This is a genomic window from Polaromonas sp., from assembly GCF_030680935.1.
Classification (GTDB): Bacteria; Pseudomonadota; Gammaproteobacteria; order Burkholderiales; family Burkholderiaceae_C; genus Polaromonas.
In genome coordinates, this window is the sequence record NZ_JAUXUP010000034.1 from 1 (window position 1) to 25,269 (window position 25,269).

The 25,269-nt window shown below is 62.1% G+C and carries 24 protein-coding genes; 16 read left to right on the top strand and 8 right to left on the bottom strand.

All coding sequences use genetic code 11. From position 1 onward, the window contains the following. The 4 genes from mfd to Q8L50_RS18935 all read left to right on the top strand — a co-directional run. Positions 1-2,091, top strand: a 2,091-nt coding sequence (mfd, locus tag Q8L50_RS09160) for a transcription-repair coupling factor (RefSeq protein WP_305348365.1), incomplete at its 5' end; no start/stop codon positions are given. Positions 2,092-2,191: 100 nt separating this feature from the next. Beyond that, positions 2,192-2,902: a phosphoserine phosphatase SerB gene (gene serB, locus Q8L50_RS09165; protein WP_305348366.1), complete on the top strand. Its 711-nt coding sequence runs from the start codon at positions 2,192-2,194 to the stop codon at positions 2,900-2,902. Positions 2,903-2,905: 3 nt separating this feature from the next. After that, positions 2,906-3,049: a hypothetical protein gene (locus Q8L50_RS09170; RefSeq protein WP_305348367.1), complete on the top strand. Its 144-nt coding sequence runs from the start codon at positions 2,906-2,908 to the stop codon at positions 3,047-3,049. Positions 3,050-3,061: 12 nt separating this feature from the next. Beyond that, on the top strand, positions 3,062-3,151 hold the full coding sequence (locus tag Q8L50_RS18935; RefSeq protein ID WP_370869772.1) for a hypothetical protein: 90 nt from the start codon (positions 3,062-3,064) through the stop codon (positions 3,149-3,151). A 32-nt stretch (positions 3,152-3,183) separates the two neighbouring features. Here Q8L50_RS18935 and Q8L50_RS09175 read toward each other — a convergent pair whose 3' ends face one another. Both Q8L50_RS09175 and Q8L50_RS09180 read right to left on the bottom strand, forming a co-directional pair. Beyond that, positions 3,184-4,710 (bottom strand): alkaline phosphatase, encoded by a 1,527-nt coding sequence (locus Q8L50_RS09175; protein WP_370869773.1) that lies wholly within the window; start codon positions 4,708-4,710, stop codon positions 3,184-3,186. Positions 4,711-4,754: 44 nt separating this feature from the next. Continuing rightward, positions 4,755-7,553, bottom strand: a complete 2,799-nt coding sequence (locus Q8L50_RS09180; protein WP_305348369.1) for a 7TM diverse intracellular signaling domain-containing protein — start codon at positions 7,551-7,553, stop codon at positions 4,755-4,757. A gap of 141 nt (positions 7,554-7,694) precedes the next feature. Here Q8L50_RS09180 and Q8L50_RS09185 point away from each other — a divergent pair, with 141 nt between their 5' ends. Then, positions 7,695-8,024 carry a cupin domain-containing protein gene (locus Q8L50_RS09185; protein WP_305348370.1) on the top strand — a complete coding sequence of 110 codons (330 nt, stop codon included), beginning with the start codon at positions 7,695-7,697 and terminating at the stop codon, positions 8,022-8,024. Between the two features lie 144 nt (positions 8,025-8,168). Here Q8L50_RS09185 and Q8L50_RS09190 read toward each other — a convergent pair whose 3' ends face one another. From Q8L50_RS09190 to Q8L50_RS09200, 3 genes are all read right to left on the bottom strand, one after another. Then, positions 8,169-8,558 (bottom strand): response regulator, encoded by a 390-nt coding sequence (locus tag Q8L50_RS09190; RefSeq protein WP_305348371.1) that lies wholly within the window; start codon positions 8,556-8,558, stop codon positions 8,169-8,171. Between the two features lie 40 nt (positions 8,559-8,598). Beyond that, complete coding sequence (locus Q8L50_RS09195; protein ID WP_305348372.1) at positions 8,599-8,805, bottom strand: hypothetical protein; 207 nt, start codon at positions 8,803-8,805, stop codon at positions 8,599-8,601. A gap of 229 nt (positions 8,806-9,034) precedes the next feature. Next, positions 9,035-9,274: a TIGR04438 family Trp-rich protein gene (locus Q8L50_RS09200; RefSeq protein WP_305348373.1), complete on the bottom strand. Its 240-nt coding sequence runs from the start codon at positions 9,272-9,274 to the stop codon at positions 9,035-9,037. A 119-nt stretch (positions 9,275-9,393) separates the two neighbouring features. On the opposite strand from Q8L50_RS09200, the gene Q8L50_RS09205 reads away from it, so the two are divergent. Next, entirely contained in the window at positions 9,394-9,708 is a 315-nt protein-coding gene (locus Q8L50_RS09205) for a c-type cytochrome (RefSeq protein ID WP_305348374.1), read from the top strand. Between the two features lie 80 nt (positions 9,709-9,788). On the opposite strand, the gene acs is transcribed toward Q8L50_RS09205, so the two are convergent. Further along, positions 9,789-11,810, bottom strand: coding sequence for an acetate--CoA ligase (gene acs, locus Q8L50_RS09210; RefSeq protein WP_305348375.1), 2,022 nt, complete (start codon positions 11,808-11,810; stop codon positions 9,789-9,791). 167 nt (positions 11,811-11,977) lie between these two features. Between acs and Q8L50_RS09215 the strand changes: the two genes are divergently transcribed. From Q8L50_RS09215 to Q8L50_RS09250, 8 genes are all read left to right on the top strand, one after another. Beyond that, on the top strand, positions 11,978-12,586 hold the full coding sequence (locus tag Q8L50_RS09215) for a YqhA family protein (RefSeq protein ID WP_305348376.1): 609 nt from the start codon (positions 11,978-11,980) through the stop codon (positions 12,584-12,586). Between the two features lie 50 nt (positions 12,587-12,636). After that, positions 12,637-13,725, top strand: a complete 1,089-nt coding sequence (locus Q8L50_RS09220) for a calcium/sodium antiporter (protein WP_305348377.1) — start codon at positions 12,637-12,639, stop codon at positions 13,723-13,725. A 127-nt stretch (positions 13,726-13,852) separates the two neighbouring features. Beyond that, a complete protein-coding gene (locus tag Q8L50_RS09225; protein ID WP_305348378.1) occupies positions 13,853-16,717 on the top strand; it encodes a monovalent cation/H+ antiporter subunit A in 2,865 nt (954 codons plus the stop codon). Then, positions 16,714-17,079 (top strand): Na+/H+ antiporter subunit C, encoded by a 366-nt coding sequence (locus Q8L50_RS09230; RefSeq protein WP_305348379.1) that lies wholly within the window; start codon positions 16,714-16,716, stop codon positions 17,077-17,079. Before Q8L50_RS09225 ends, Q8L50_RS09230 begins: the two co-directional genes overlap by 4 nt. Then, a complete protein-coding gene (locus tag Q8L50_RS09235; protein WP_305348380.1) occupies positions 17,076-18,719 on the top strand; it encodes a monovalent cation/H+ antiporter subunit D in 1,644 nt (547 codons plus the stop codon). The genes Q8L50_RS09230 and Q8L50_RS09235 overlap by 4 nt, the downstream gene beginning before the upstream one ends. Then, positions 18,716-19,234, top strand: coding sequence for a Na+/H+ antiporter subunit E (locus Q8L50_RS09240; protein ID WP_305348381.1), 519 nt, complete (start codon positions 18,716-18,718; stop codon positions 19,232-19,234). Before Q8L50_RS09235 ends, Q8L50_RS09240 begins: the two co-directional genes overlap by 4 nt. Then, a complete protein-coding gene (locus Q8L50_RS09245; protein WP_305348382.1) occupies positions 19,231-19,512 on the top strand; it encodes a K+/H+ antiporter subunit F in 282 nt (93 codons plus the stop codon). Before Q8L50_RS09240 ends, Q8L50_RS09245 begins: the two co-directional genes overlap by 4 nt. Before the next feature lie 16 nt (positions 19,513-19,528). Further along, complete coding sequence (locus tag Q8L50_RS09250) at positions 19,529-19,876, top strand: Na+/H+ antiporter subunit G (RefSeq protein ID WP_305348383.1); 348 nt, start codon at positions 19,529-19,531, stop codon at positions 19,874-19,876. A 124-nt stretch (positions 19,877-20,000) separates the two neighbouring features. Here Q8L50_RS09250 and fumC read toward each other — a convergent pair whose 3' ends face one another. Next, on the bottom strand, positions 20,001-21,386 hold the full coding sequence (fumC, locus tag Q8L50_RS09255) for a class II fumarate hydratase (RefSeq protein WP_305348384.1): 1,386 nt from the start codon (positions 21,384-21,386) through the stop codon (positions 20,001-20,003). A gap of 94 nt (positions 21,387-21,480) precedes the next feature. Here fumC and Q8L50_RS09260 point away from each other — a divergent pair, with 94 nt between their 5' ends. Together Q8L50_RS09260 and murI are read left to right on the top strand one after the other, a co-directional pair. Next, positions 21,481-23,034, top strand: coding sequence for a fumarate hydratase (locus Q8L50_RS09260; RefSeq protein WP_305348385.1), 1,554 nt, complete (start codon positions 21,481-21,483; stop codon positions 23,032-23,034). Continuing rightward, positions 23,031-23,810, top strand: a complete 780-nt coding sequence (gene murI / locus Q8L50_RS09265) for a glutamate racemase (RefSeq protein ID WP_305348386.1) — start codon at positions 23,031-23,033, stop codon at positions 23,808-23,810. Before Q8L50_RS09260 ends, murI begins: the two co-directional genes overlap by 4 nt. Here murI and Q8L50_RS09270 read toward each other — a convergent pair. Beyond that, positions 23,807-25,120 (bottom strand): MFS transporter, encoded by a 1,314-nt coding sequence (locus Q8L50_RS09270; RefSeq protein ID WP_305348387.1) that lies wholly within the window; start codon positions 25,118-25,120, stop codon positions 23,807-23,809. The genes murI and Q8L50_RS09270 overlap by 4 nt on opposite strands. Positions 25,121-25,269 lie beyond the last annotated feature (149 nt).

The window sequence follows — 25,269 nt, forward strand, 5'->3', positions numbered from 1 at the left end:
CGGCGCAACCGCAAGCAGGAACAGGTCAGCGACGTCGAGGCGCTGATCAAGGATTTGTCCGAGCTCAATGTCGGCGACCCGGTGGTCCACAGCGCCCACGGCATAGGCCGCTACAAGGGTCTGATCAACATGGACCTGGGCCAGGGCACCACCGAATTCCTGCATCTGCAATACGCCGATGAGGCCACGCTGTACGTGCCGGTCAGCCAGTTGCAGCAAATCAGCCGCTACACCGGTGTCAGTGCCGACGAGGCGCCGCTGCACCGCCTGGGCAGTGGTCAGTGGGAAAAAGCCAAACGCAAGGCCGCCGAGCAGGTGCGTGACTCGGCCGCCGAGCTGCTCAACATCTACGCGCGCCGCGCCGCCCGCGAGGGCCATGCCTTCCGCTACTCACCCGACGACTACGAGGTGTTTGCCAACGACTTCGGCTTTGAGGAGACCGCCGACCAGCGCGCCGCCATCCACGCGGTGATCCAGGACATGATCAGCCCGCGCCCCATGGACCGGCTGGTCTGCGGCGACGACGGCTTCGGCAAGACCGAGGTCGCCCTGCGCGCTGCCTTCATCGCCATCACCGGCGGCAAGCAGGTCGCCTTGCTGGCGCCCACGACGCTGCTGGCCGAGCAGCACTACCAGACCCTGGTCGACCGTTTTGCCAAGTGGCCGGTCAAGGTCGCCGAGATGAGCCGCTTCCGCTCCGGCAAGGAAATCACGGCCGCCATCAAGGGCATCGCCGACGGCAGCATCGACATCGTCGTGGGCACCCACAAGCTGTTGAGCCAGGACGTGAAATTCCAGCGCCTGGGCCTGCTCATCATCGACGAGGAACACCGCTTTGGCGTGCGCCACAAAGAGGCGATGAAAGCCATGCGCGCCGAGGTTGATGTGCTGACCCTGACCGCCACGCCGATTCCGCGTACGCTGGGCATGGCGCTCGAAGGCCTGCGCGATCTGAGTGTGATTGCGACCGCGCCGCAACGCCGACTGGCAATCAAAACCTTCTTGCGCAGTGAAAGCAATGGGGTGATCCGCGAAGCCGTGCTGCGTGAACTCAAGCGCGGTGGTCAGGTCTACTTTCTGCACAACGAGGTCGAGACCATCCAGAACCGCCGCGAAAAACTCGAAGCCCTGTTGCCGGAAGCACGTATTGCCGTGGCGCACGGCCAGATGCCCGAGCGCGAGCTTGAAAAAGTCATGAAAGACTTTATTGCCCAGCGCTACAACCTGCTGCTGTGTTCCACCATCATCGAAACCGGCATTGACGTGCCCACGGCCAACACCATCGTCATGAGCCGCGCCGACAAGTTCGGCCTGGCGCAGTTGCACCAGTTGCGCGGCCGCGTCGGCCGCAGCCACCACCAGGCTTATGCCTACCTGATGGTGCCCGACATCGAAGGCCTGACCAAACAGGCCAGCCAGCGGCTGGAAGCGATCCAGCAGATGGAAGAACTCGGCTCGGGCTTTTACCTGGCCATGCACGACCTCGAAATCCGCGGCACCGGCGAAGTGCTCGGTGAAAACCAGAGCGGCAACATGATGGAAATCGGCTTTCAGCTCTACAACGAGATGCTCAACGAGGCCGTGGCCTCTCTGAAAGCCGGGCGCGAACCGGACCTGCTGGCGCCGCTGAACGTCAGCACAGAGATCAACCTGCACGCCCCCGCCCTGCTGCCCAGCGACTACTGCGGCGATGTGCACTTGCGTCTGTCCTTCTACAAAAAACTGGCCACCGCGAAGACCACCGACCAGATCGATGCCCTGCTCGAAGAAATCGTCGATCGTTTCGGCAAACTGCCGGCGCAGGCGCAAACCCTGATCGACGTGCACCGCCTGCGCGTGATCGCCAAGCCTTACGGCGTGGTCAAGGTCGACGCCGCGCCGGGCGTGATCCACATCACGTTCAAAAAGGACCCACCCATCGAGTCGATGGCCATCATGCATCTGATCCAGAAAAACAAACACATCAAGCTGGCCGGCAACGACAAGCTGCGCATTGAGCGTGAGCTGAAAGAGCCGAAAGACCGGGCGCAGATGGTGCGGGATGTGCTGCGCAGCCTTGGGCAGCCCAGGGCTGTGGAAATATTGACTTAGGATGTAGCCACACCGGCGCCCCGGAATATGCAGGAAAATGGCCTCCAGCCCATACTGAACGTGCGCAAGCAGCTACTGAAACGATAGCAATCAAAGATCCATGACACCCACCGAAATTTTCCCTGGCCTCGTCGCCAACATCGCCACGCCCGACCTCAAACTCAGCGACTTCAAGCTGATCGCCTTCGACATGGACTCGACGCTGATCAATATCGAATGCGTCGATGAAATTGCCGACGCCGCCGGGCGCAAAGCCGAAGTTGCCGCCATCACCGAAGCCGCCATGCGCGGCGAAATCACCGACTACAAGGACAGCCTGCGCCGCCGCGTGGCCCTGCTCAAAGGCGTGAGCGTCGAAAGCATGGATGGCGTTTACCACGAGCGCCTCAAGCTCAATCCCGGCGCCGCCGAACTGGTGCACGCCTGCAAGGAAGCCGGCATGAAGGTGCTGCTGGTCAGTGGAGGTTTCACCTTTTTCACCGACCGCATCCGGCGCGAGCTGGGCATCGACTACACCCGCTCCAACGTGCTGGAAGTCGAGGCCGGCCTCCTCACTGGCCGCATGGTTGACCAGCCCTGGGGCGACATCTGCGACGGCGAGGAGAAGAAAAAGATGCTGCTGGAAACCTGCAGCATGCTGGGCATCACGCCTGGCCAGGCGATCGCCATGGGCGACGGCGCCAACGACCTGCCGATGATGGGTGTGGCCGGCCTGTCGGTGGCCTACCACGCCAAACCGGCAGTGCGCGCGCAGGCCATGGTCGCCATCAACGAAGGTGGGCTGGACCGCTTGCTGGAAGTGGTCCGCTAGTCGATGTTTCTGCTCAAGCGTTTCGAAAAGCTGCTGCACGCCTACCCGGACGCGGAGCCAGTGTTGCCGCCCCAAAGCTTCATTGCCTTCATCTGGGCCGCCTCCCGGGGCGCGCGTGGCTACATCCTGCTGCTTGCCGGGGTGTAGGCGCGGCCCGGGCTGGAGAACATGACCTGGGGCAGCACGAAAATGTCGATCAAGGATCCGTTCGGCAATCGCCTGACCTTTACCAACGCGATCAGCACCTGACACAGCGTCCTGCGCCTGGGGGCCCGGACACCTCAGGATTTTTCAATCACCGGCCGACCGGCCTGCACTGAAAACCTGGCCAGGGTTTCAATGCCGCTGTCCTGCTGCGTGACATCGCTGGCCACCCGCAGCGTGGTCGTCAACTGCTTCGGCGTGAACTCGACCACACCATAACCCCGTCGCTCCGAATCGGCGAACAGGAAGTGCGGGTTCTCCGCCAGCAGCTCCGGTATCCTGGCGTTGCCGGCCGAGCGCGAGGTGATGCTGGTGCCACAAAACTCCACCCCGACAACCGGGCTGGCCGTATCCGCGTAATCGGCCTTGACATGACCCACCCAGTTTTCATGCACGTCACCGCCCAGCAGCACCGGGTTGGCCACGCCATGTTTTTGCAGCGCACCGGTCAGGCGCGTGCGCGCCGCCGCATAACCATCCCAGCCGTCGTTCCACAGCACTTGCCCCGGACCCCCCTTGAAATCACGCTGCCCGAACAGCGATTGCTGGCCCAGTACGTTCCAGTGGCTGTCGCGACTCACGGGCCGCGCGAGTTCGGTCTCCAGCCAGCGCTCCTGCTGCGGGCCCAGCATGCTGCGCGCCGGATCGTTCCAGGAGGCACAGCTGGCGGGATTGAGCGTGCTCGATCCTTTTTTGCCGTCGCGCGTACAGACCTGCGCATCCTTGTACTGCCGCGCATCGAGCATGGTCAGCGATGCCAGGCGCCCATAGTGCAGGCGCCGGTAGATGCGCATCTCGGCGCCTTCGGCCAGGCCGGCCATGGCCCGCGTCAGCACCGAGGCCGGGACCGGCATGTGCTCGTAGAAGGCCTGGTAGGCCGCGGCTCGCCTTGCGGCGAAATCCGCCACCGCTTGCCCGCTGTTGCCTTCGGTGCTGCCCGCATAGTCGTTTTGCACTTCGTGGTCGTCCCAGCTCACCAGCCACGGACAGGCGGCGTGCATGGCCTGCAGGTCCACGTCGCCCTTGTGCAGCGCATAACGCTGGCGGTAGTCATCCAGCGTGAGCACCCAGCCGCCAGAGGGCACCCGAACCGCGTTGGATGCGTTGGGGTACTCATAGATGTAGTCGCCCAGAAACGTCACCAGGTCTAGGTTTTCATCACGCATGTGCCGCCATGCGCTGAAATAGCCGTGTTCCCAGCGCTGGCACGAGGCATACGCCAGTCGCAGCCGCGCCACCACCGCTTCGGGTGCCGGAAAGGTGCGTGTACGGCCCATGGGGCTGGTGGCGTCCCCGGCCACAAAGCGGTAGAAGTACCAGCGGTCGGCCTCCAGCCCCTGCACCTCCACATGCACCGAATGGGCCAGTCCCGGCAGCGCCTGGGTCTGCCCGGTCTGCACCAGGCGTGAAAATTTGTCGTCATGAGCGACCTCCCAGCGCACCGTGGCGGGCCCCTGCCCGGCAGGAAGGAGCAGCCGTGTCCAGAGCACCACCGAACCATGGGTCGGCGAACCGCTGGCCACGCCCAGGGCAAACGGCTCGGTGTCGCTGCGCAGCCGGGTCCAGGCACCGCGCGGCAAGCCCATGCCTGCGCCGCCCGCCATGGCCCATTGCAGCACCTCGCGGCGCGTGAGCGGCGCCCCGGCGCTCAAACACTTCCCCCAGTGGCGGGTGACCGCGGCAGGCGCACCGTGAAACAGCTTCCCGCCCCCGCCTGGCTGCTGACAGCGAGCGTGCCGCCGTGCATGTCCACCGCATTCTTGACAATCGCCAGACCCAGGCCGGTCCCGGGAATGCTGCCCACGTTGCTGGCGCGGTGGAAGGACTCGAACAGGTGCCCGAGTTCGTCCTCCGGGATGCCAATGCCCTGGTCTGACACCTCAAACACCACGCCCTGCGAATCCTCCGTCACCCTGAACAGCACCCGTCCACCCTGCGGTGAATATTTGACAGCGTTGGACAGCAGATTGCTGAAGATGTGCCTGAGCAGTTTTTCGTCGTACAGGCCGGGCGCGGCGCCGGTCGCATGGTCCAGCTGCAGTTCACACCGGCTGCCCGGGTGTTGCAGGCGGGCCTCCTCGATCAATTGATGGCTCAGGGCCTGCAGGTCCAGCGGGCGCGGCTCAAACTCCAGCATCCGGGCCTCGCCCTTGCCAATCAGCAGCACCCGGTCCAGCATGCGCATCATGCGCTGCACACTCGCGGCAATCGTGTCCAGCGTGTCGGACTTTTCCTGTGCCGGCAAACGCTCGCCGTAATGCTTGAGGATCTCGCCGGACGACAGGATGGTGGCCAGCGGCGTTCGGAACTCGTGGCTGGTCATGGCCACGAAACGGCTGCGCAACGCGTTCAGCTCCTTTTGCTGTTCCAGTGCCGCGCGCGTGTCTTCTTCTGATTTTTTGCGCTCGGTGATGTCCAGAAAGGTCCAGATCACGCCCGACTCGGGATCGTGGGACCGCAGGCAGTTGCCGCCCATCTGGACCCAGAAAAGCTCGCCGCTGCGGCGCCGCAACTGCAGTTCCCCGTCATACGTGCCGGACGCGCGCAAGGTCTGCCGCGCGATCCGCCCGAAGGACTCCCAGGCGAGGCTGTCGGTGTGCAAACGTTCGGACGAATGGCCAATCAGTTCCTCGCGCGGGTAGCCCACCATCTCGGCAAACTTGTCGTTCACCCATTCATGCTTGCGCGCTACCGACAGCACAATGCCGACCAGTGCGCTGTTGAGAATCGCTTCGCGTTCCGACGAGGTGCGCAGCAGCTCGGCCTCCAGATGCTTGCGACGCGTGATGTCCGTCATCACCCAGACCGTGCCCTGCGTCATGTCTCGCGGACTGACCGCCTTGCCTGACAACGAGGTCCAGATGAGTGTGCCGTCGTACTGGCGCATCTGGATTTCAGTCTCGTAGGCGCGTCCTTCGCGGATACAGGCGGCCACCTCACCGCCAACGCGCAGGTACTCCTCACGCGACAGGTAAAACGGCTCCATCGATGTCGAGGTCTGGTCACCCGCGCCAAAGATTTCAAACATGGCCTGATTGGCCCATCGAAAGCGCCCATCCGGTGTCAAAAAGGCGATTCCGACGATGGAATTTTCAAGTATGGTTTCGCGCTCCTGCAGTACCGTGCGGTAACGCTCCTGTGACTGGCTCAGCGCCTGGACCATCGCATGGTCGGCCTGGCTGGCAGCTTGCGCACGCTCTTTTTCCGCTCGCTCCACATTGATCCGGTCGGCCAGCGCAAACGACAGCAACAACATCTCCAGTGCGGAGCCAATCAGCAACGCATTGGCTGTCAGCAAATTCGACGGCAGGACGCCGGTGTTGTGCAGCACCAGCGTAACCACGCCCAGCAACAGCACCGCCCAGGCCAACAAAAAATAACGCGCGCCGGGGTGTTTGGCCCGCACGCTGAGCACGCCCGCCACCACCAGCGTGGTGACGCTGAGGACCGCCAGTACGGTGACCATCCAGGAAGACACCGTGTAAGGCAGCAGTAGCGCAGCCATCAAGGCCAGCAGCCAGCCCCCTACCAGTGCCAGAATGACACGGTTCATAAGCGGCATGCGCATCGACGTGGCCAGAAAGTTGCGTGCGAATAGAAGGCCAAACGCAGCGGCAACCGACATGCCCACGGGGGGCGAAACGCTGTTCCACCAGACTTGCTGGGGCCAGAGAAATTGGGCACCCATCCCGGTCAGGGCGGCCAGCGACAACGCCATGCCGGCTACAAAAGCCACATAAATCAGGTAAGCCCGCTCGCGTACCGACCCGTACAGCAGCAGGTTGTACAAAAGCAGGCCCGCCAGCAGGCCAAAATACATGCTGAGCAGTGAATACTCGCCCTGATCGTGCGACCACAGCGCTTGTGGCTGCCAGATGCGTACCGGCGCGGACAAGGTGCCCTGCGACTGCACGCGCAAGTACACAACCGTCTCCTGCCCGGGGACCAGCGTGATTGGCAGCACATGATTGCGGTGCGGTATCACGCGGCTGGTAAAAGGCTGAAGGTCTCCCCCCGTCTGGCGGTCAAAGCCTCCGTGGGAATTGGCCGTGAACAGCGCCAGTTGATCCAGCGCCGGGTAAGCCACCTCCAGCAGCCACTGGCGCGGCGCACCGCGCTGCGGCTGTAGCGCAATGCGCAACCAGTAGGCGGAAGTCGTCAATCCGAAATTGGTCGCTGCACCGCCCTGCGCCACGGGCTTGAAGGCGGTCTGCTGCTGCGGCGCCAGCACGTCGTCCAGCGTCCACTTCCCTGTCGCATCCTCCAGCACCATGAAGTCGCGCGACAGCGGATAGCTGGCCTCCTGGCCCACGGCCAGTTTTCCGTCCTGGGCTTGCGCCAGCGGCAGACCCAGGCACACGAGCACGGCCAGCAGCAGGCCAAACCGCCACAAGCCCGCCGGCAGGCGCAGAACTGGTAGAAACCGCAAAACGAGTTGCAAAGGCATTGGCAGACGGCGGGACACTGAGGGCTGGTCATTATCCATCGCCCTCAACTTGCGCTGGACAAGCCGGGCAAGGATGGTTACGGTGACCTTACACCGTTATGACCTTGCGCCATTACGCCAACAAGCCACAAGGAGAGCCCCATGGCCCTGATCCACGCCCAGCCTTTTGATGTCATCAGCCTGAAGCCCCTGGCGGCAAAGCTGCATGAGGTCAAAAGCCACAGCCTGCTCAAGACCTCACAACTGCAATTGATGCGCGTGGTGATGCTTACAGGTCAGACCATGCCAGAGCATCATGTCGCAGGCGAAATCACCATTCAATGCCTCGAAGGAAATGTGATGATAAGTACACCCGGGCGCTCAAGTGCCTTGGCCGCGGGCGAGCTGATGGCCCTGCCCGCACACGAGCCACACGGCTTGAAGGCAGTTGCGGATTCGTCTTTGCTGGTGACTGTCCTGCTACAGCAGTGAGCTGTGGCAGCAGGCTCGGAAAAAAATGCCCTAACCGCCCCCAGCCTTCGCTCCTGCTATATTTTTTATAGCTGCTTGCGCAGCCTGCGCAAGGGCTGGCTACCATTTTTATGGGGGAATCCGCGCCATTCGGCGGAAGCGCACTCAATGGACCGGGATGGCGACGGCGGTCTCGGCAATGCAGTACGCAAAAAATTCATCCAGCTCATTGGATTTGTCGAATACCGCGTCGGCACCCAGTGCCAGGCTGCGCTGACGAATATCGGCTGTAGCGTAGTTGGTCAGCACCACCACCTTCTGGTAGGCCTGACGGTCTCGGCACCCGGCCAGCACGCCCAGGCCACTTCCCTCCTGCAAAAACATGTCGACGACAGCCAGCTGCCAGCGACCGTCGTGCAACGACAGCCACAATGTGGCTTCTGACTCGGTGGCAGCATGGCCCACCACCTTCACGGAGGCAATTTCCTCCAGTGTCTCAATCAGATTTTCGAGAATGGTCTGATTGTCCTCAACGATATAGGTAATGAGTGCCAAGGTGTATCCAGAAAAGTCGGTGATGGGCGGCGAGCCAGTTTCAGTTCAGAAAGCCCGGTTGCCGCGCCTGAATGTGTGCCGCCCTGAGCCGCGCATGCGCAGCGTCCAGCGCTTCGAAGGCGGCGTCTATGGCCGCCTGATTGGGCACCGGGGCGCGCAACAACACGTCGTAGGTTGCCCGCAAAAAATCATAATCCGCCAACGCCACCGAGGGCCGCGCAAAGGAATTAATGACCTGTGCCTGCATTTTTTCCTCCGATGAAACAAGGATGAAACTGATCCAACCGTAGACAAACAAGCACCCTAAATTCACGATCACCTGTCTGTCTTTGTTTCATTGTGAGCAGGCAACGGCTCCGGCAACATAGGCCAAGCGAAGTTTCCAGTGTGGGAGATGGCCTACCCCTGACGGCCCGCCGTTCAACACGGCCTGCAAGGCCCCGGTAGCCTGCGCGGTGCGCCCATCGGCGCTCTGTCTATTTCCGTTTCTTGAGCATACCCATGGCATCACGCTGTTTGTCAATGCGCTCCTGCTTGCGCTTGTCCATTTTTTCCATTTCCTTTTTCTTGGTGTAGCCGCTGGCGTCCGCCCACCACCACCACAACACGGCGGCCCCAAAAGGCGCCAGCACCACCCACCAGCTCCAGGCTGCGATCGGCCCGATTTCGAGGTATTTGAGCGTGATGCCGACCACACCGATCAATAGAAAAAACATGACGGACTCCTGAAAATACGGTGGTAACCCTTTGAAAGCACGGTCAACCGAGCCCACTACAATGACGTTAAACCACTGTAACCGAATCCCCCCATCTCTTATCATCCACGAGGTCAAAGATGAAACGTCTCCTTCTGCTTATCGCTACCCTGGCTGCCGGTGTTGCAGTTTCAACGCCCGCTCTGGCCGACCTGCAGCTGGCCACCGCCAAAAACTGCATGGCCTGCCATGCAGTGGCGACCAAGCTGGTGGGCCCGTCCTACAAAGATGTCGCGGCCAAATACGCGGGTCAAAAAGATGCTGTGGACAAGTTGTCCGTAAAAATCCTGAAGGGTGGCTCGGGCGTCTGGGGACCGGTGCCCATGCCTGCCAACGCGCAGGTCAGTGCTGAAGAGGCCACAAAATTGGCCGCCTGGGTGATGGCGCAGAAATAAATCAGCCTTTCCGGCGCAAAAAAGCCCGCTGAAGCAGCGGGCTTTTTTCATGGTCGCCCGGGATTGACGGGCAAGCTTACTTAAAGGTTTTCAGACAGCTGATCGAGGATGGCGGGGTTTTCCAGAGTCGACGTATCTTGAGTGATGGCCTCACCCTTGGCGATGCCACGCAACAGGCGGCGCATGATTTTGCCGCTGCGGGTTTTGGGCAGGTTGTCACCAAAACGTATGTCCTTGGGTTTCGCAATCGGCCCGATCTCTTTGCCGACCCAGTCACGCAACTCCTTGGCGATGGCCTTGGCCTCGTCGCCTGTCGGTCGGGCTCGTTTGAGGACCACAAATGCCACGATGGCCTCTCCGGTCAAGTCATCGGGGCGGCCCACTACGGCGGCCTCGGCCACCAGCGCCGAGTGCGACACCAGCGCCGATTCAATTTCCATCGTGCCCATGCGGTGGCCAGAGACATTGAGCACATCGTCGATGCGGCCCGTGATCCGGAAGTATCCCCTGTCCACGCCGTCGGCGGCGCCGCCCTTGCTGCGCACAGCGCCGTCACCGGCCAGATAGATATTTCCGCCCATTTCCTCGGGGAAATAACTCTTCTTGAAGCGCTCGGGGTCGTTCCAGATGGTGCGGATCATCGACGGCCACGGCCGCTTGACCACCAGCATGCCGCCTGATCCATTGGGCACATCGTTACCGACCTCATCCACGATCGCGGCCATGATGCCGGGCAATGGCAGCGTACAGCTGCCGGGTACCAGCGGCGTGGCACCGGGCAGAGGCGTGATCATGTGGCCACCGGTTTCGGTTTGCCAGAAGGTGTCTATCACCGGGCAACGCTCACCGCCCACGTTTTTGAAATACCACATCCAGGCCTCGGGGTTGATGGGCTCGCCAACCGTACCGAGAATGCGCAAGCTGCTGAGGTCCGAACGCGCCGGATGGATTTTTTCGTCCCCCTCCGCAGCCTTGATCAGCGAGCGGATGGCCGTAGGCGCGGTGTAAAAAATGCTGACCTTGTGTTTTTCAATCATCTGCCAGAAACGGCCGGCATTCGGGTAGGTCGGAATACCTTCAAAGATGACCTGGGTCGCGCCCGCCGCCAGCGGACCATAGGCCACGTAGGTGTGTCCGGTGATCCAGCCGATGTCGGCGGTGCACCAGAACACATCGTCGGGCTTGATGTCGAAGGTCCAGTCCATCGTCAACTTGGCCCAAAGCAAATAACCACCCGTACTGTGCTGCACCCCCTTGGGTTTGCCTGTCGAGCCAGAGGTGTAGAGAATGAACAGCGGATGTTCGGCACCCACAAATTCAGGCTCACAGGAGGCAGCCTGCTTCGCCGTGACCTCATGCATCAGGCTGTCGCGCCCGGCGACCATATTGCAGGCCGTGGCCGTGCGCTGGTAAACGATCACGTTCTTGATGGATTCGCAGCCGCCCATGGCGATGCCTTCATCCACAATCGACTTGAGCGGCAGCTCCTTGCCGCCCCGCAACTGGAAGTTGGCGGTGATGACGGCGACTGCGCCTGCGTCCTGGATGCGCTCCTGCAGGCTTTTGGCAGAGAAGCCGCCAAACACCACGGAGTGGGTAGCGCCAATGCGCGCACAGGCCTGCATGGCCACTACGCCCTCCACCGTCATCGGCATGTAGATGATGACGCGGTCGCCCTTGTTGATGCCCATGGCCTTGAGCCCATTGGCCAACTGGCATACCTTGCCGTACAGCTCTTTGTAGGTGACGTTGGTCACCTTGCCGTCGTCGCTCTCGAAAATAATGGCCTTTTTGTTCTCGGTGGCGGTGCCGAGGTGCCGGTCCAGGCAGTTGTACGAGGCGTTGAGCTCACCGTCGGCAAACCATTTGTAGAAGGGAACATTGGACTCGTCCAGCGTCTGGGTAAATGGTTTTTTCCAGGTCAGGTTCTCGCGTGCCAGCCTGGCCCAGAAGCCCTCGAAGTCCTTTTCAGCTTCAGCGCAGAGCGCGTGGTAGGCATCCATGCCGGAGATACGAGCGCTTTTGGCCAGCGCAGGGTTCGGGAAAAATACCCGGTTTTCGACCAGCGTGGATTCGATGGCAGACGATGTGGAAGTACTCATGGTGATTTGTCTCCTCAGTGGTATCTAATGCGTGCTACTGTCATGTCCAGCACTTACAGTGCACTGACTGCCTCAACGCTTCCGGAATTGACCCATGCTTGGTCTTGCGTACACCAGGGCTATGCACGGCACCCTACAATTTACCAAACCCGTACAAACCCCATCCCATGACAGAACCCAAAATCACCCCAGCCAAAGTCTCGCCCTTGCGTCCGATTCCAAACTTCATTTTTGCGAGCCGTTGGCTACAGTTGCCGCTGTATGTCGGACTGATCGCGGCGCAGGGTGTGTATGTGTTCCACTTTCTGGTGGAGCTGCTGCACCTGATAGAAGCCGTCTTCGGGAGCCAGACCGCACTACAGGCGCTGGTGACCAGCATAGGCTACAAAACCGCGGCGCCCATCACTTCGCTTAACGAAACCGTCATTATGCTGGTCGTACTGGCACTGATTGATGTGGTGATGATCTCCAACCTGCTGATCATGGTGATCGTTGGCGGTTATGAAACCTTTGTCAGCCGCATGAATCTGGAGGGCCACCGCGACCAGCCCGAATGGTTAAGCCATGTTAACGCCTCGGTACTCAAGGTCAAGCTGGCAACGGCCATTATCGGCATCAGTTCCATCCATCTGCTGAAAACCTTTATCAATGCCGACAATTACACAGATCGGGTGCTGATCGCACAAACCGTGATTCACATCACCTTCCTGCTCTCTGCATTGGCCATTGCTTACACCGATAAACTGATGTCGGGCACCGCTGCGCGAAAACACTAACCATGCCAGAAAGGCCTTCCCCCATTGAACCCGCCCCACGAAAGTCGTAAATGACCATCCTGTTGTTTATAGGCGGCCTGATTGGCCTGGTGGCTGGCGCAGAGTTGCTGGTACGCGGCGCATCGAAACTCGCGCTGTCCTTTGGCATTTCACCCTTGGTCGTGGGACTGACCATCGTGGCTTTCGGAACCAGCGCACCGGAGATGGCGGTGTCCGCCGGCGCAGTCCTCAACGGCCAGACCAACCTGGCTCTGGGCAATGTGGTGGGCAGCAACATCTTCAACGTGCTGTTTATCCTTGGCCTTTCGGCGTTGATCACCCCGCTAGTGGTCAACATCCAGCTGATTCGCCAGGAGGTGCCCATCATGGTCGGCGCCAGTCTGCTCTTGCTGGTGTTTGCACTGGACAACAAGCTGGGGTTTTTAGATGGTGCCATCCTGTTTGCACTGCTGATCTCCTATACAGCTTTCCTGATCATCCAGTCGCGCAAGGAGACACGGGCGGCGCAGGACGAATACGCGGGCGAAATCCTCCCGGCGCCACCCGGCGGGTGGGATGCCAGCCTTCCGGCCCAGTTGCTGCTGATCGTCGCCGGCCTGGGACTGCTGGTCCTGGGGGCAGAGTGGCTGGTAAGCGCATCCGTTATTTTTGCCAAAGCCCTGGGCATCAGTGATCTGGTCATCGGACTGACCATCGTTGCGGCAGGCACCTCCATGCCCGAGGTCGCGACCTCCCTGATGGCGGCCGTCAAGGGCCAGCGTGACATCGCCGTTGGCAATGTGGTGGGAAGCTGTACCTTCAATATTCTGGGTTGCCTCGGACTGGCCGCCCTGCTCTCGGGCAACCTCGGGCTGGCCGTGCCTGCCGCACTGCTTAACTTTGATCTCTGGGTCATGATTGCAGTCGCGCTGGCATGCCTGCCCGTGTTCCTGACCGGCCGAGAAATTGCGCGCTGGGAGGGCGCCGTTTTTATTCTTTATTACGTGGCATACGTCGTTTATCTGGTCCTGGCCAGCCAGCAACACGCTGCGCTGGAAGTGTTTTCGACCGCCATGCTTGGGTTTGTGATACCGATTACCGTGATCACGCTGATCGTGGTGCTGATCCGACGCGTGCCGCCAACCCAAATCCCGCCCTGATGCACCAGGCGAAGCGGCGTGCCGCCGGCTGGCAGAGACAACGCCCGCGTCGGGACATTCACCCCTCTGAGACGGTCAGTGCGAACGCAGCCCCTAGAATCGAATTGACCCTGAAAAGTTACCAACCGTGTTGCCGCTGATCATTTTTCTTCCGCTGCTTGTCGGTACTGTTCTGACCGCCTGGTCTGGTTCAGCAGCAGCACCGACCCCACGCCAGCGCGGCCGCACCGCCTGGCTGGCAGCTGCTGTCACTGCAGCGAGTTTCATTCTGCTGTTGACCCATGCACCTGCCGTCATGGATGGGCAGGCTCACACCAGCTTCACCGCGTGGGTGCCAGAGATAGGTCTGAATCTCGGACTGCGGCTGGACGGGCTTTCCCTGATGTTTGCGCTGCTGATCACCGGCATCGGACTGCTGATCATCATGTATGCACATTTCTACCTGGGAAAGGATGACCCGGTCGGGAAATTTTTCAGCACCCTGATGCTGTTCATGGCCGCCATGCTGGGCATTGCGTTGTCGGACAACCTGCTGTTGCTGATCGTCTTCTGGGAACTGACCAGCATTGCCTCTTTTCTCCTTATAGGCTACTGGAGCCAACGCGCCGAATCGCGCGATGGCGCGCGCATGGCGCTGGCGCTCACCGGAGGCGGTGGCCTGGCGATGCTGGGGGGGTTTGTCCTGCTCGGACAGATCGCGGGGACCTACGAGTTGAGCTTGATGCTCGATCAGGGCGCGCTGATCCAGGCAGACAGCCGCTATCCTGCGGCGCTGCTGCTGATTCTGCTTGGCTGCTTCACCAAAAGCGCGCAGTTCCCCTTTCATTTCTGGCTGCCGCAGGCCATGGCTGCGCCCACACCGGTGTCGGCCTACCTGCACTCGGCAACCATGGTCAAGGCCGGCATCTTTTTGATGGCACGCCTGACACCGGTGCTGGGAGGAACAGAACTTTTTTTCGGCCTGGTTGCAACCACCGGCCTGGTCACCATGGCCTTTGCGGCCTTCATCGCGATCTTCAAGCACGACCTGAAGGCTTTGCTGGCCTATTCGACCATCAGCCATCTGGGGCTGATCACCTTCCTGATAGGACTGGGGTCGCCGCTGGCGGCGGTGGCGGCCATGTTTCACATCCTCAACCACGCCAGCTTCAAGGCGGCGCTGTTCATGATTGCCGGCATCGTGGACCATGAGACCGGAACCCGCGACATGCGCCTGCTCGGCGGTCTGCGTCATTTCATGCCATGGACGGCCACGCTTGCGATGGTGGCAGCAGCGGCCATGGCCGGTGTGCCTCTTTTCAACGGCTTTCTCTCCAAGGAAATGTTTCTGACAGAAACCGTGACCTTTGCCCAGGCCGGCGGCTGGCGCTGGCTGGTGCCCGCTGCAGCGACCTTTGCTGCACTGTTCAGCGTGGCCTACTCGGTACGGCTGGTTCACGACATTTTCTTCAACGGGCCGGCGGGCGAACTGCCCCACCCTCATCCGCACGAGCCGCCCCTGGGGATGAAAGCCCCGGTGATCCTGCTTGCCGTGATCTGCGTTGCAGTCGGCCTGCTGCCTTCGCTACTGCTCGGGCCCCTGGTGCTGGTCGCTGCCACCGCCATGCTGGGCACCGCCCCGCCTGACTACCAACTGGCGATCTGGCACGGCCTGAACCTGCCGCTGCTGCTCAGCGTGCTGGCGCTGGGCGGCGGCGCCATGCTGTATTTCATGCTGGCACGGGGTCGGCGGCTGCACCACTTGGGCTCCGAAAACTGGTTCGGCCTGTGGACCGGTCTGAATCTGTTTACCGGCGGCTCGGACCGGCTGTTCAAACTCGCCGGCCGCCTGACCGCCCGGCTGGAAACGGCCTCGCTGCAGCGCTACATCGCCTGGATGCTGACTGCCACGCTGGCCGTGGCAGCCGCGCCTTTGTTGCTGGGAGACGCGCCTGGTACCGGCAGCCGCACCCTGCTGCCAGTCTCGCTCGCGGCGCTGGTCGTCTGGGGCCTGCTGTTGCTGGCCTGTGCCTGGCTGGTGGTGCGCCATCACCAGCGTTTTCAGTCGGTCGTGGTGGTCGGGGTGGTGGGCCTGGTGACTGCACTGAGCTTCGTCAGTTTTTCCGCCCCGGACCTCGCTCTGACGCAACTGACCGTGGAAGTGGTCTCTACCGTGCTGCTGCTCATGGGCCTGGCACTGCTGCCACGCGAGTCGCCGCATGAGTCCTCCAGCAGACGCCGCACGCGGGATGCCGTGCTGGCATTGTGCGGCGGCGGCGGCATCGCGTGGCTGGCCTGGGTCATGCTGACGCGCGATCACGATTCGATCGCCTGGTACTTTCTGAACCAGTCAGCGATTGCCGGAGGCGGTACCAACGTGGTCAACGTGATCCTGGTCGACTTCCGGGGCTACGACACCTTCGGCGAAATCACCGTCCTCGGCATTGCTGCCGTCGGCGTGCTGGCGTTGATGGATGGCATGCGCACCCGCCGACCTTCCACAGATGCCGCTGGCCTGCCGTGGACTTTTGCCACGCAGCCCCTGATGCTGCGTGTGGCCGCGCGGCTGGTCCTGCCGCTGGCACTGGTCGTGACCCTCTACATCTTCATGCGGGGCCACAACCAGCCAGGTGGCGGTTTCATTGCAGGGCTCATCACCGCCGTGGCGCTGGTGCTGCAATACATGGCCATGGGCCAGTCGCGAGCCGAAGCCGTCCTTCGGGCTGATGGCGGCAGCCGCTTCGTGCGCTGGATAGGCCTGGGGCTGGGCATTGCAGGGCTCACGGGTGTCGGGGCCTTCGTGTTTGGCCAGCCCTTCCTGACCAGTGCCCATGGCCACCCCCATGTCCCCCTGCTGGGAGACATCCCACTGGCCACCGCCGCGCTGTTTGACTTGGGCGTTTACATCACCGTGGTCGGCGCCACGCTGCTGACGCTGTCCACCCTGGGCATGGTCACCCGCGAATCAGGCAAGGCCCAGACGCCCGGCCCCGCCAAGGGAGAACAGACATGAGCCTCGAGTTTCTGGTGGCCAGCGGCATCGGCGTTGTCACGGCCGCGGGCATCTACCTGATCTTGCGCGGCCGGACCTGGCCGGTGGTGCTAGGCCTGAGTCTGCTGGGCTATGCCGTCAACGTATTCATCTTTGCCATGGGCCGACTCTGGCAGGACGCGGCCCCCATTCTTTCGGCCACGGGCCGCGTCGCCGACCCGCTGCCGCAGGCGCTGGTGCTGACGGCGATCGTGATCGGTTTTGCGACCACCGGTTTTGTGATTGAGCTGGCCCTGCGAAGTCGCCACGAATCGGGAACCGATCATGTGGACGGCCATGAGCCTGGTCATGGTCCCGCCAGAGCCGGAGAAGACGCGGCATGACAGACCTGCTGCACGCGCTGTTCAACTCTCACCTGCCGGTGTTGCCGGTGTTGTTGCCGCTGTTCACGGCGGTGGCCCTGCTGCTCTTGGGTGACCAGGGCGGGGAGGCCAGCCACGGCGGGCCGCTGCTGCAACGCAGACGCCTGCTCAGTGTGGCCTCGGCGGTCCTGGGTGCCGTGCTGGCCTGGCGCCTCATGCTCGAAGCAGCGACTGGCGCGTTGACGGTTTATCCCCTGGGTGCCTGGCCAGCACCTTTCGGCATCGTGCTGGTGATCGACAGGCTGAGCGCCATGATGCTGGCCCTGACCTGGACCATTGCCGTGCCCGTGCTCTGGTATGCCGCAGGTGGCTGGGATACCCATGGGCGCCACTTTCACACCATGTTCCACTTTTTGCTCATGGGGGTATCGGGTGCCTTCGTGACGGGCGACCTGTTCAACCTGTTTGTCTTCTTCGAAGTACTGCTGATCTCGTCCTACGTCCTGCTGGTCCATGGACAGGGGCGTGCGCGTTTCAAGGCAGGTGTGCACTATGTCGTACTAAACCTCGTGGCTTCGGCGTTGTTCCTGGTAGGACTGGCCATCATCTACGGCACGACCGGCACACTCAACATGGCCGACCTCGCGCTGCGTGTCGCTCAACTCGGCAGTCAGGAAGCCACCCTGTTCACAGCTGGCGCCATGGTGCTGCTGGTGGTATTCGGCCTCAAGGCCGCCATGGTGCCGCTGTACCTGTGGCTGCCCGGCACCTATGCGGCCGCGAGCGCACCCGTCGCTGCCATGTTTGCCATCATGACCAAGGTCGGCGTGTACAGCATCATCCGTGTGCATGCCGGGATACTGGGTGAAGGTGCGGGCCATGCCGCACTGGCCGCCCAGCCCTGGCTGCTGCCGGTGGCGCTGCTCACCATGGCGCTCGGCGTGCTGGGCGCACTGGCCGCGCACAGCCTGACGCGGCTGGTGTCGTACCTGACCGTGGCGTCCGTCGGAACCATCCTGGCTGGCATCGGACTGTTCACCCCGCAGGCCATGTCGGCCGCTCTTTATTACCTGGTGCACAGCACGCTGGTGATTGCAGCATTGTTCCTGCTGGTCGAGCTCGTGGCCTCCCAGCGCGGTGATACCGGTGACCGGCTGCAACCGGCCACCCCGGTGGAACAACCCGTGCTGCTTGGCTTGATGACACTGCTGGGGGCAGCTTCCGCCGCCGGCCTGCCACCGCTGCCCGGGTTTCTGGGCAAGCTGATGATTCTGGAAAGCTCGGCGGGAGGGCCCGCCCAGGGGTGGGTCTGGACAGTGGTGCTGGTGGTCAGTTTTCTGACGCTGATTGGACTGGCACGCGCTGGCTCCATCCTGTTCTGGAGCGTACTTCCTGCAGGTGGCCTGTCCGTCCGGTCCGGCACCAGCTCGCGCCTGATGCTGGCCACGCTAGGCTTGCTGGCGCTCAGCCTGCTGCTCGCCGCAGCGGCCTCGCCCTTCAAGCGGTATACCGACGCTGCGGCCGTGCAGCTGGCCGACCGCGCCGCTTATGCCAAGGCAGTGCTGGGCCCGGTCGGAGGTGCGCAGGCAAATACCACCCGACCCTACCGTGGCGGCGCGGGTGAAGTGAGGCTACCCGCCGCGAAGGAAAACAAGCCATGAAAAAGGCAGGTTGGTTCGCCCGCCCCGGGCTGTCGCTGCTGCTGGCAACAAGCTGGTTGCTGCTACAGCAGACACTGGCCCCCTTTCATCTGATCTCGGCGGTGCTGATCGGTCTGCTGCTGCCGCGCCTTCTGGGAGACTTCCTGATGGCGCCCAGCAGGCTGCGTTTCATGCCAGCGCTACGCCTGGTGTTGATCGTGCTGTGGGATATCGTGCTGGGCAACATTGCGGTGGCGCGCCTGGTACTGGGCCCCATCTCACGTCCCCAACCGGCCTGGGTCACCGTGCCGCTGGCACTGCGGCACCCTACCGCTGTTTCCATGCTGGCCAGCATCATCACCACCACGCCCGGGACGGTGTCCTGCCTTGTCGATGAAGAAAGAAGGCACATCCTGGTTCATGCGCTGGATTGCAGTGACCCGGCGCAGATGGCGGCCGATATCAAGGTGCGTTACGAAATCCCGCTGCTGGCGATTTTTGAGCCCTCGCAGAACCACCCCGGGGAAAGCGCATGAACTTCAACATTGTGCTTCTGTCTCTCAACATCGCCGTCGGTGCCGTTACGCTGGCCATGGCGCTGTGCGCCTGGCGTCTGGCGGTTGGCCCCCACATCACGGACCGGATACTGGCCATCGATACGCTATACCTCAATGCAGTGGCGCTGGTCGTGTTGCTGGGCATTCGCCTGCAGACGCCCCTGCTGTTTGAAACGGCACTGATCATAGCCATGCTGGGGTTTGTGTCGACGGTTGCACTGGCTCGCTACCTGAGCCGTGGTGATGTGATCGAATGAAACGGAGGACATGACCATGGGACTTCATCCTGTTGCTGAATGGCTGGCCGCCGCCTGTTTGCTGATCGCCGCCTTCTTTTCGCTGGTCGGCGCCATCGGACTGGTTCGCCTTCCTGATTTTTTCATGCGCCTGCACGCACCCACCAAGGCATCCACGCTCGGTGTCGGCGGTGTGCTGGTGGCCAGCATGATCCTGGCGGCGGCCCAGGGACGGGCCGGTTTTGCGGAACTGCTGATCACCCTGTTTGTCTTCGTCACCGCGCCGGTATCGGCCAACCTGATGGCTCAGGCGGCGCTGCACCTGCGCCTGCCAGGCAAGGCTGCATCGCCCCATGAGGCGGTGCCCGAGCGCCGTCCACCCTGAAGCCCCGCGGCCAGGGAAAAATGCCATTTTCATGCGTATTCACATGCCAAAATGGCCTCCAGCCCTTTCCAAATCTACGTAGATAGCTATTAATTAGATAGCAGCCCATTGACCTGAACAGGACTCAGGGCCGGGTCATATGGGCTGGAACCACCCATTGGTCAAACTGTGCGGCCGTCACATGGCCAGAAGCAATCGCCGCATCGCGCAAGCTGCTTCCCTCTTTGTGTGCCTTCTTCGCGATGAAGGCGGCCTTGTCGTAGCCGATATGCGGGTTAAGTGCCGTCACCAGCATCAGTGATCGGTCCACCAGCTCCGCAATACGCGCCCGGTTGGGCTCTATGCCGGCGGCGCAATGGTCGTTGAAGCTGCGCATGCCGTCGGCCAGCAGGCGCACGCTCTGCAAAAAGTTGTAGGCGATCATGGGCCGGAACACGTTGAGCTCGAAGTTGCCCGAAGCGCCGCCGAAGTTGATCGCCACGTCGTTGCCGAACACCTGGCAGCACAGCATGGTCACGGCTTCGCTCTGCGTCGGGTTGACCTTGCCGGGCATGATGGACGAACCGGGCTCATTCTCCGGAATCGACAACTCGCCGATGCCGCTGCGCGGGCCGCTGGCCAGCCAGCGCACATCGTTGGCAATTTTCATCAGGCTGGCGGCCAGCGTTTTCAGCGCGCCGTGGGCATGCACCAGCGCATCGCAGGAGGCCATGGCCTCGAACTTGTTGGGCGCCGTCACAAACGGCAGGCCGGTCAGTCGCGCCAGTTCAGCCGCCACTTGCTCGGCATAACCCTTGGGCGCGTTCAGGCCGGTGCCGACGGCAGTGCCGCCCAGTGCCAGCTCGCACAGATGCGGCAAGGCGGCGCGCACATGTTTTTCACCGTGGGCCAGCTGGGCGACGTAGCCGGAGAACTCCTGGCCCAAGGTCAGCGGCGTGGCGTCCTGCAGATGGGTGCGGCCAATCTTGACGATGCTGTCAAAGTCCTGCGCTTTTTTGGCCAGCGTACCGCGCAGTTTTTCAATCGCCGGCAGCAGCTTTTGGGTGATGGCATCCACCGCCGCCACATGCATGGCGGTGGGAAACACGTCATTGGACGACTGGCTGCGGTTCACGTCGTCGTTGGGATGCACCAACCTGCTTTCGCCGCGCTCGCCGCCGAGTAGCTCACTGGCGCGATTAGCCAGCACCTCGTTGATATTCATGTTGGTCTGGGTGCCGGAGCCGGTCTGCCAGACCACCAGGGGAAATTCCCCGGCGTGCTGGCCGCTGATCACTTCATCGGCAGCGGCCATGATGGCCTGCACCTTTTTGTCGTCCAGCAAACCCAGCGCGTGATTCACCGTGGCAGAGGCGCTCTTGACCTGGGCCAGCGCCCGGATGATCTCGCACGGCTGCTGCTCACCCGAGATATCGAAGTTCTGCAGCGAGCGCTGGGTTTGCGCGCCCCAGAGCTTGTCGGCGGGCACCTCAATCGGTCCAAAAGTGTCGCGTTCAGTACGTGTTTTCATGCTCTTGGCTGACCTGTCAAAATAGCGGGTTGGCAGCTACCGTAGCACACGGTTGCCGCTCTGAAAAGCCATACCTCCACCAAGCCCCTCCACCATGACCACGACCATCCAGCAAGCCGACCTGATCGAATCCGTTGCCGCCGCCCTGCAGTTCATCAGCTACTACCACCCGGCCGACTACATCGCCCATCTGGCGCGTGCCTACGAGCGTGAGCAAAGCCCGGCGGCCAAAGACGCGATTGCGCAGATCCTGACCAACAGCAAGATGAGCGCGACCGGCCACAGGCCGATCTGCCAGGACACCGGCATCGTCAACGTGTTTTTGAAGGTGGGAATGGACGTGCGCTGGGAAGGTTTCACCGGCAGCATCGATGACGCCATCAACGAAGGTGTGCGGCGCGGCTACAACCACCCTGACAACACGCTTCGCGCCTCGGTCGTGGCCGATCCGCATTTCGACCGCAAGAACACCAAAGACAACACACCGGCGGTGATCTTCACCGAGATCGTTCCGGGCAACCAGCTCGACATCACGGTCGCGGCCAAAGGCGGCGGCAGCGAAAACAAAAGCAAGATGGCCATGCTGAACCCCGGTGACTCCATTGTTGACTGGGTGCTCAAAACCGTGCCAACCATGGGCGCCGGCTGGTGCCCGCCCGGCATGCTGGGCATAGGCATAGGCGGCACCGCCGAAAAAGCCGTGCTGATGGCCAAGGAAAGCCTGATGGACGATCTCGACATGTACGAGTTGCAGGCCAAGGCGGCCTCAGGCGCCGAACTCAGCAAGGTCGAGGCGCTGCGGCTGGAACTGTTCGACAAGGTCAATGCACTGGGCATAGGCGCGCAGGGCCTGGGAGGCCTCACCACCGTGCTCGATGTGAAAATCCAGATGTACCCGACCCACGCGGCCAGCAAGCCGGTGGCGATGATCCCGAACTGCGCCGCCACTCGTCACGCGCACTTCGTGATGGACGGCAGCGGCCCGGTTTACCTGGACCCGCCCTCACTGGACCTTTGGCCCGATGTGCAGTGGGCGCCCGACTACAAGAAGAGTAAAAAAGTTGACCTCAACACCCTGACAAAAGCCGAGGTCGCCAGCTGGAAGCCCGGCGATACCCTGCTGCTCAGCGGCAAGATGCTGACAGGCCGCGATGCCGCGCACAAACGCATCCAGGGCATGCTGGCCAAGGGCGAAAAGCTGCCGGTGGAGTTTGCCAACCGCGTGATTTATTACGTGGGCCCGGTGGACCCTGTGGCTGGCGAAGCCGTCGGCCCGGCCGGCCCGACCACCGCGACGCGCATGGACGGTTTTACCGAAATGATGCTGGCCGAGACCGGCCTGATCGCGATGATTGGCAAGGCCGAACGCGGCCCGGTCGCCATCGAGGCCATCAAGAAACACAAAAGCGCCTACCTGATGGCCGTGGGCGGCGCAGCCTACCTGGTTTCCAAGGCGATCAAACACGCTGAAGTCGTTGGTTTTGGCGATATGGGCATGGAAGCGATTTACGAGTTTGACGTGGTGGACATGCCGGTGACCGTTGCGGTGGATGCGGGCGGCACCAGCGCCCACATCACCGGTCCGGCCGAGTGGCAGAAAAGGATTGCCACGGGCGAATTCAAGGGCATTGCGGTGGCGGCGGCTTGAGCAGCAAAGCACCCATTGGTGTTTTTGACAGCGGTGTCGGTGGCTTGAGCGTGTTGCGCGCCTTGCGCGCCGAATTGCCGCACGAGGATTTTGTGTATCTGGCCGACTCGGGCTTCGCACCCTATGGTGAACGCGGTGACGCCCACGTCATAACGCGGACGCGGACTGTGACTGAGCGCCTGCTGCAAGAGCATCAGGTCAAGGCCCTGGTGATGGCCTGCAACACGGCGACCGCTGCGGCCATCGACCTCATGCGGGCGGCGTATCCGCACTTGCCGCTGGTGGGCGTGGAGCCGGCGCTCAAGCCGGCGGTTGCCCTGAGCAAGACGCGGCGCATTGGGGTGATCGGCACCCGCGGCACCCTTGGCAGCGCCAAAGTACGCGCGCTGCATGAGTCGCTGAAAGACCAGGCCGAGTTCATTCTTGTGCCTTGCGACGGTCTGGCGGACGCCATCCAGAACGACGATGCCAGTCAGATCGCCGAGCTGTGTGCCCGGTACATGCAGGCCCTGGGCAGTTTCGGCAATGAAGAGGGTCAGATCGACACCCTGGTGCTGGGCTGCACGCACTACCCGTTTGCGCAGCAGCAACTCGCGGCTCATGCCGGGGAGAACGTGACGATGATAGAGACGGGCGAGCCGGTGGCGCGGCAGACGCGCCGCCTGCTGCAGGCAGCGGACCTGCTCAAAGCGCAAGGCCAGGGCCAGGTCGCCTTGCTCACCACCGGTTCACCTCAGGTGCTGGAGGCGGCCGCGCGCCGCTGGCTGGGGATTTAGCCTGCCAGTGCATCAGCCGCCAGCGCGGCCTCGCGCCCGCGTTGCATATTCACCGGAAGCAGCAGCAGCAGGCCAATGGCAAACAGGACAGCGGTGGACAAAATGGCGGTGCGCTGGTCGCCGCCAGTCGCCCAGGTAATGGCGCCGTAACTCAGCGGCCCGATGATGCTCGCCAAACGGATGGCAAATGTCCACAGGCCATAAAACTCCGCCAGTTGTCTTTTGGGGGCAAACAGCCCGGCCATCGCGCGACCGGCCGACTGGCTGGAGCCCATGCAAATACCCGCAATCGCGGCCGCGTACCAGAATCCGCCCTTGGTGGTGGTGACGGCGGCAATCACGCAGGTGGCAATCCAGCCGACCAGCGTGATGCCCAGCGCCAGTTTGTGGCCCAGCCAATCCTGCAAATAGCCAAACGCAAACGCGCCACCCGCCGCCGCAAAGTTGAGAACAAAAATCAGGACCATGGTTTCCTGCGGCTGAAAGCCGATCACCTGCTCGGCATAAATCGCGGCCAGCGCAATCGCCACGGCCACGCCGCCCTGGTAAAAAACCGCGCAGGCCAGCAACCACATGAAGTCCTTGTAGCGCCTGGCTTCGCGAAAGGTCTGGCGCAGCTGCGCCAATGAAGCCTTCAGCCCCCCCTGCTGCAAGGCCAGCGGGTTGGGCTGCGCCCTTTCCTTAAGCAGGCGAAACGTCACGAGGGATGCCAGCCCGTAAATGACTGCGGTGATCAGCATGGTGACCGGCACAAACTGGCTGGCCGGAATGCCCCTGGCCTGGGCCCACAACACATAACCCAGACAGATGCCCAGCGCCAGCATGCCGCCGAAGTAGCCAAAACTCCAGCCCCAGCCACTGACCTTGCCCAGTGCCTCAGGCCGGGCCAGCTCGGGCAGAAAGGCGGCGGTCAGCGATTCGCCCCAGGCAAAAAAAGTGTTCGACAAAATGATCAGCACAATCGCAAACGCCACGCTGCTGGGGCCTGCCAGAGCCAGCGCAGCAGTGGACAGCACGCAGCCCACCGTGGTCAGCATCAGCAGGCGCTTCTTGGCCGCGCGCAGGTCGGCATAGGCGCCCAGGCTTGGCATGGTCAGCATGACGATCGCGTAGGACACGCTCAGCGCTGCCGTCCACGCAAAAGTGGCCCACTCGGCCTTCTGCGCAATGCCGCCCACAAAATAGGCCGCAAACACCGCGGTGATCACCACTGTGGTGTAGCCTGAGTTGGCAAAGTCGTACATGGCCCAGCCAAACACCTCGCGTTTGCGCACGCCGGGGTTGAGGGCATCCTGGGAAAAAAGCGCCATGGTTGAGCTCCTGAAGAGGCGTCAAGCATAAACCACGGCTTGGAAAACGACACTCAACGACAGCAAGTCGCTATTTTTTTGATAGCTGTTGCCAGTCATCTGGCAAGGTCTGCAGGGCTAAACCACGCAAAATCAAGGCGCTGCTGTAG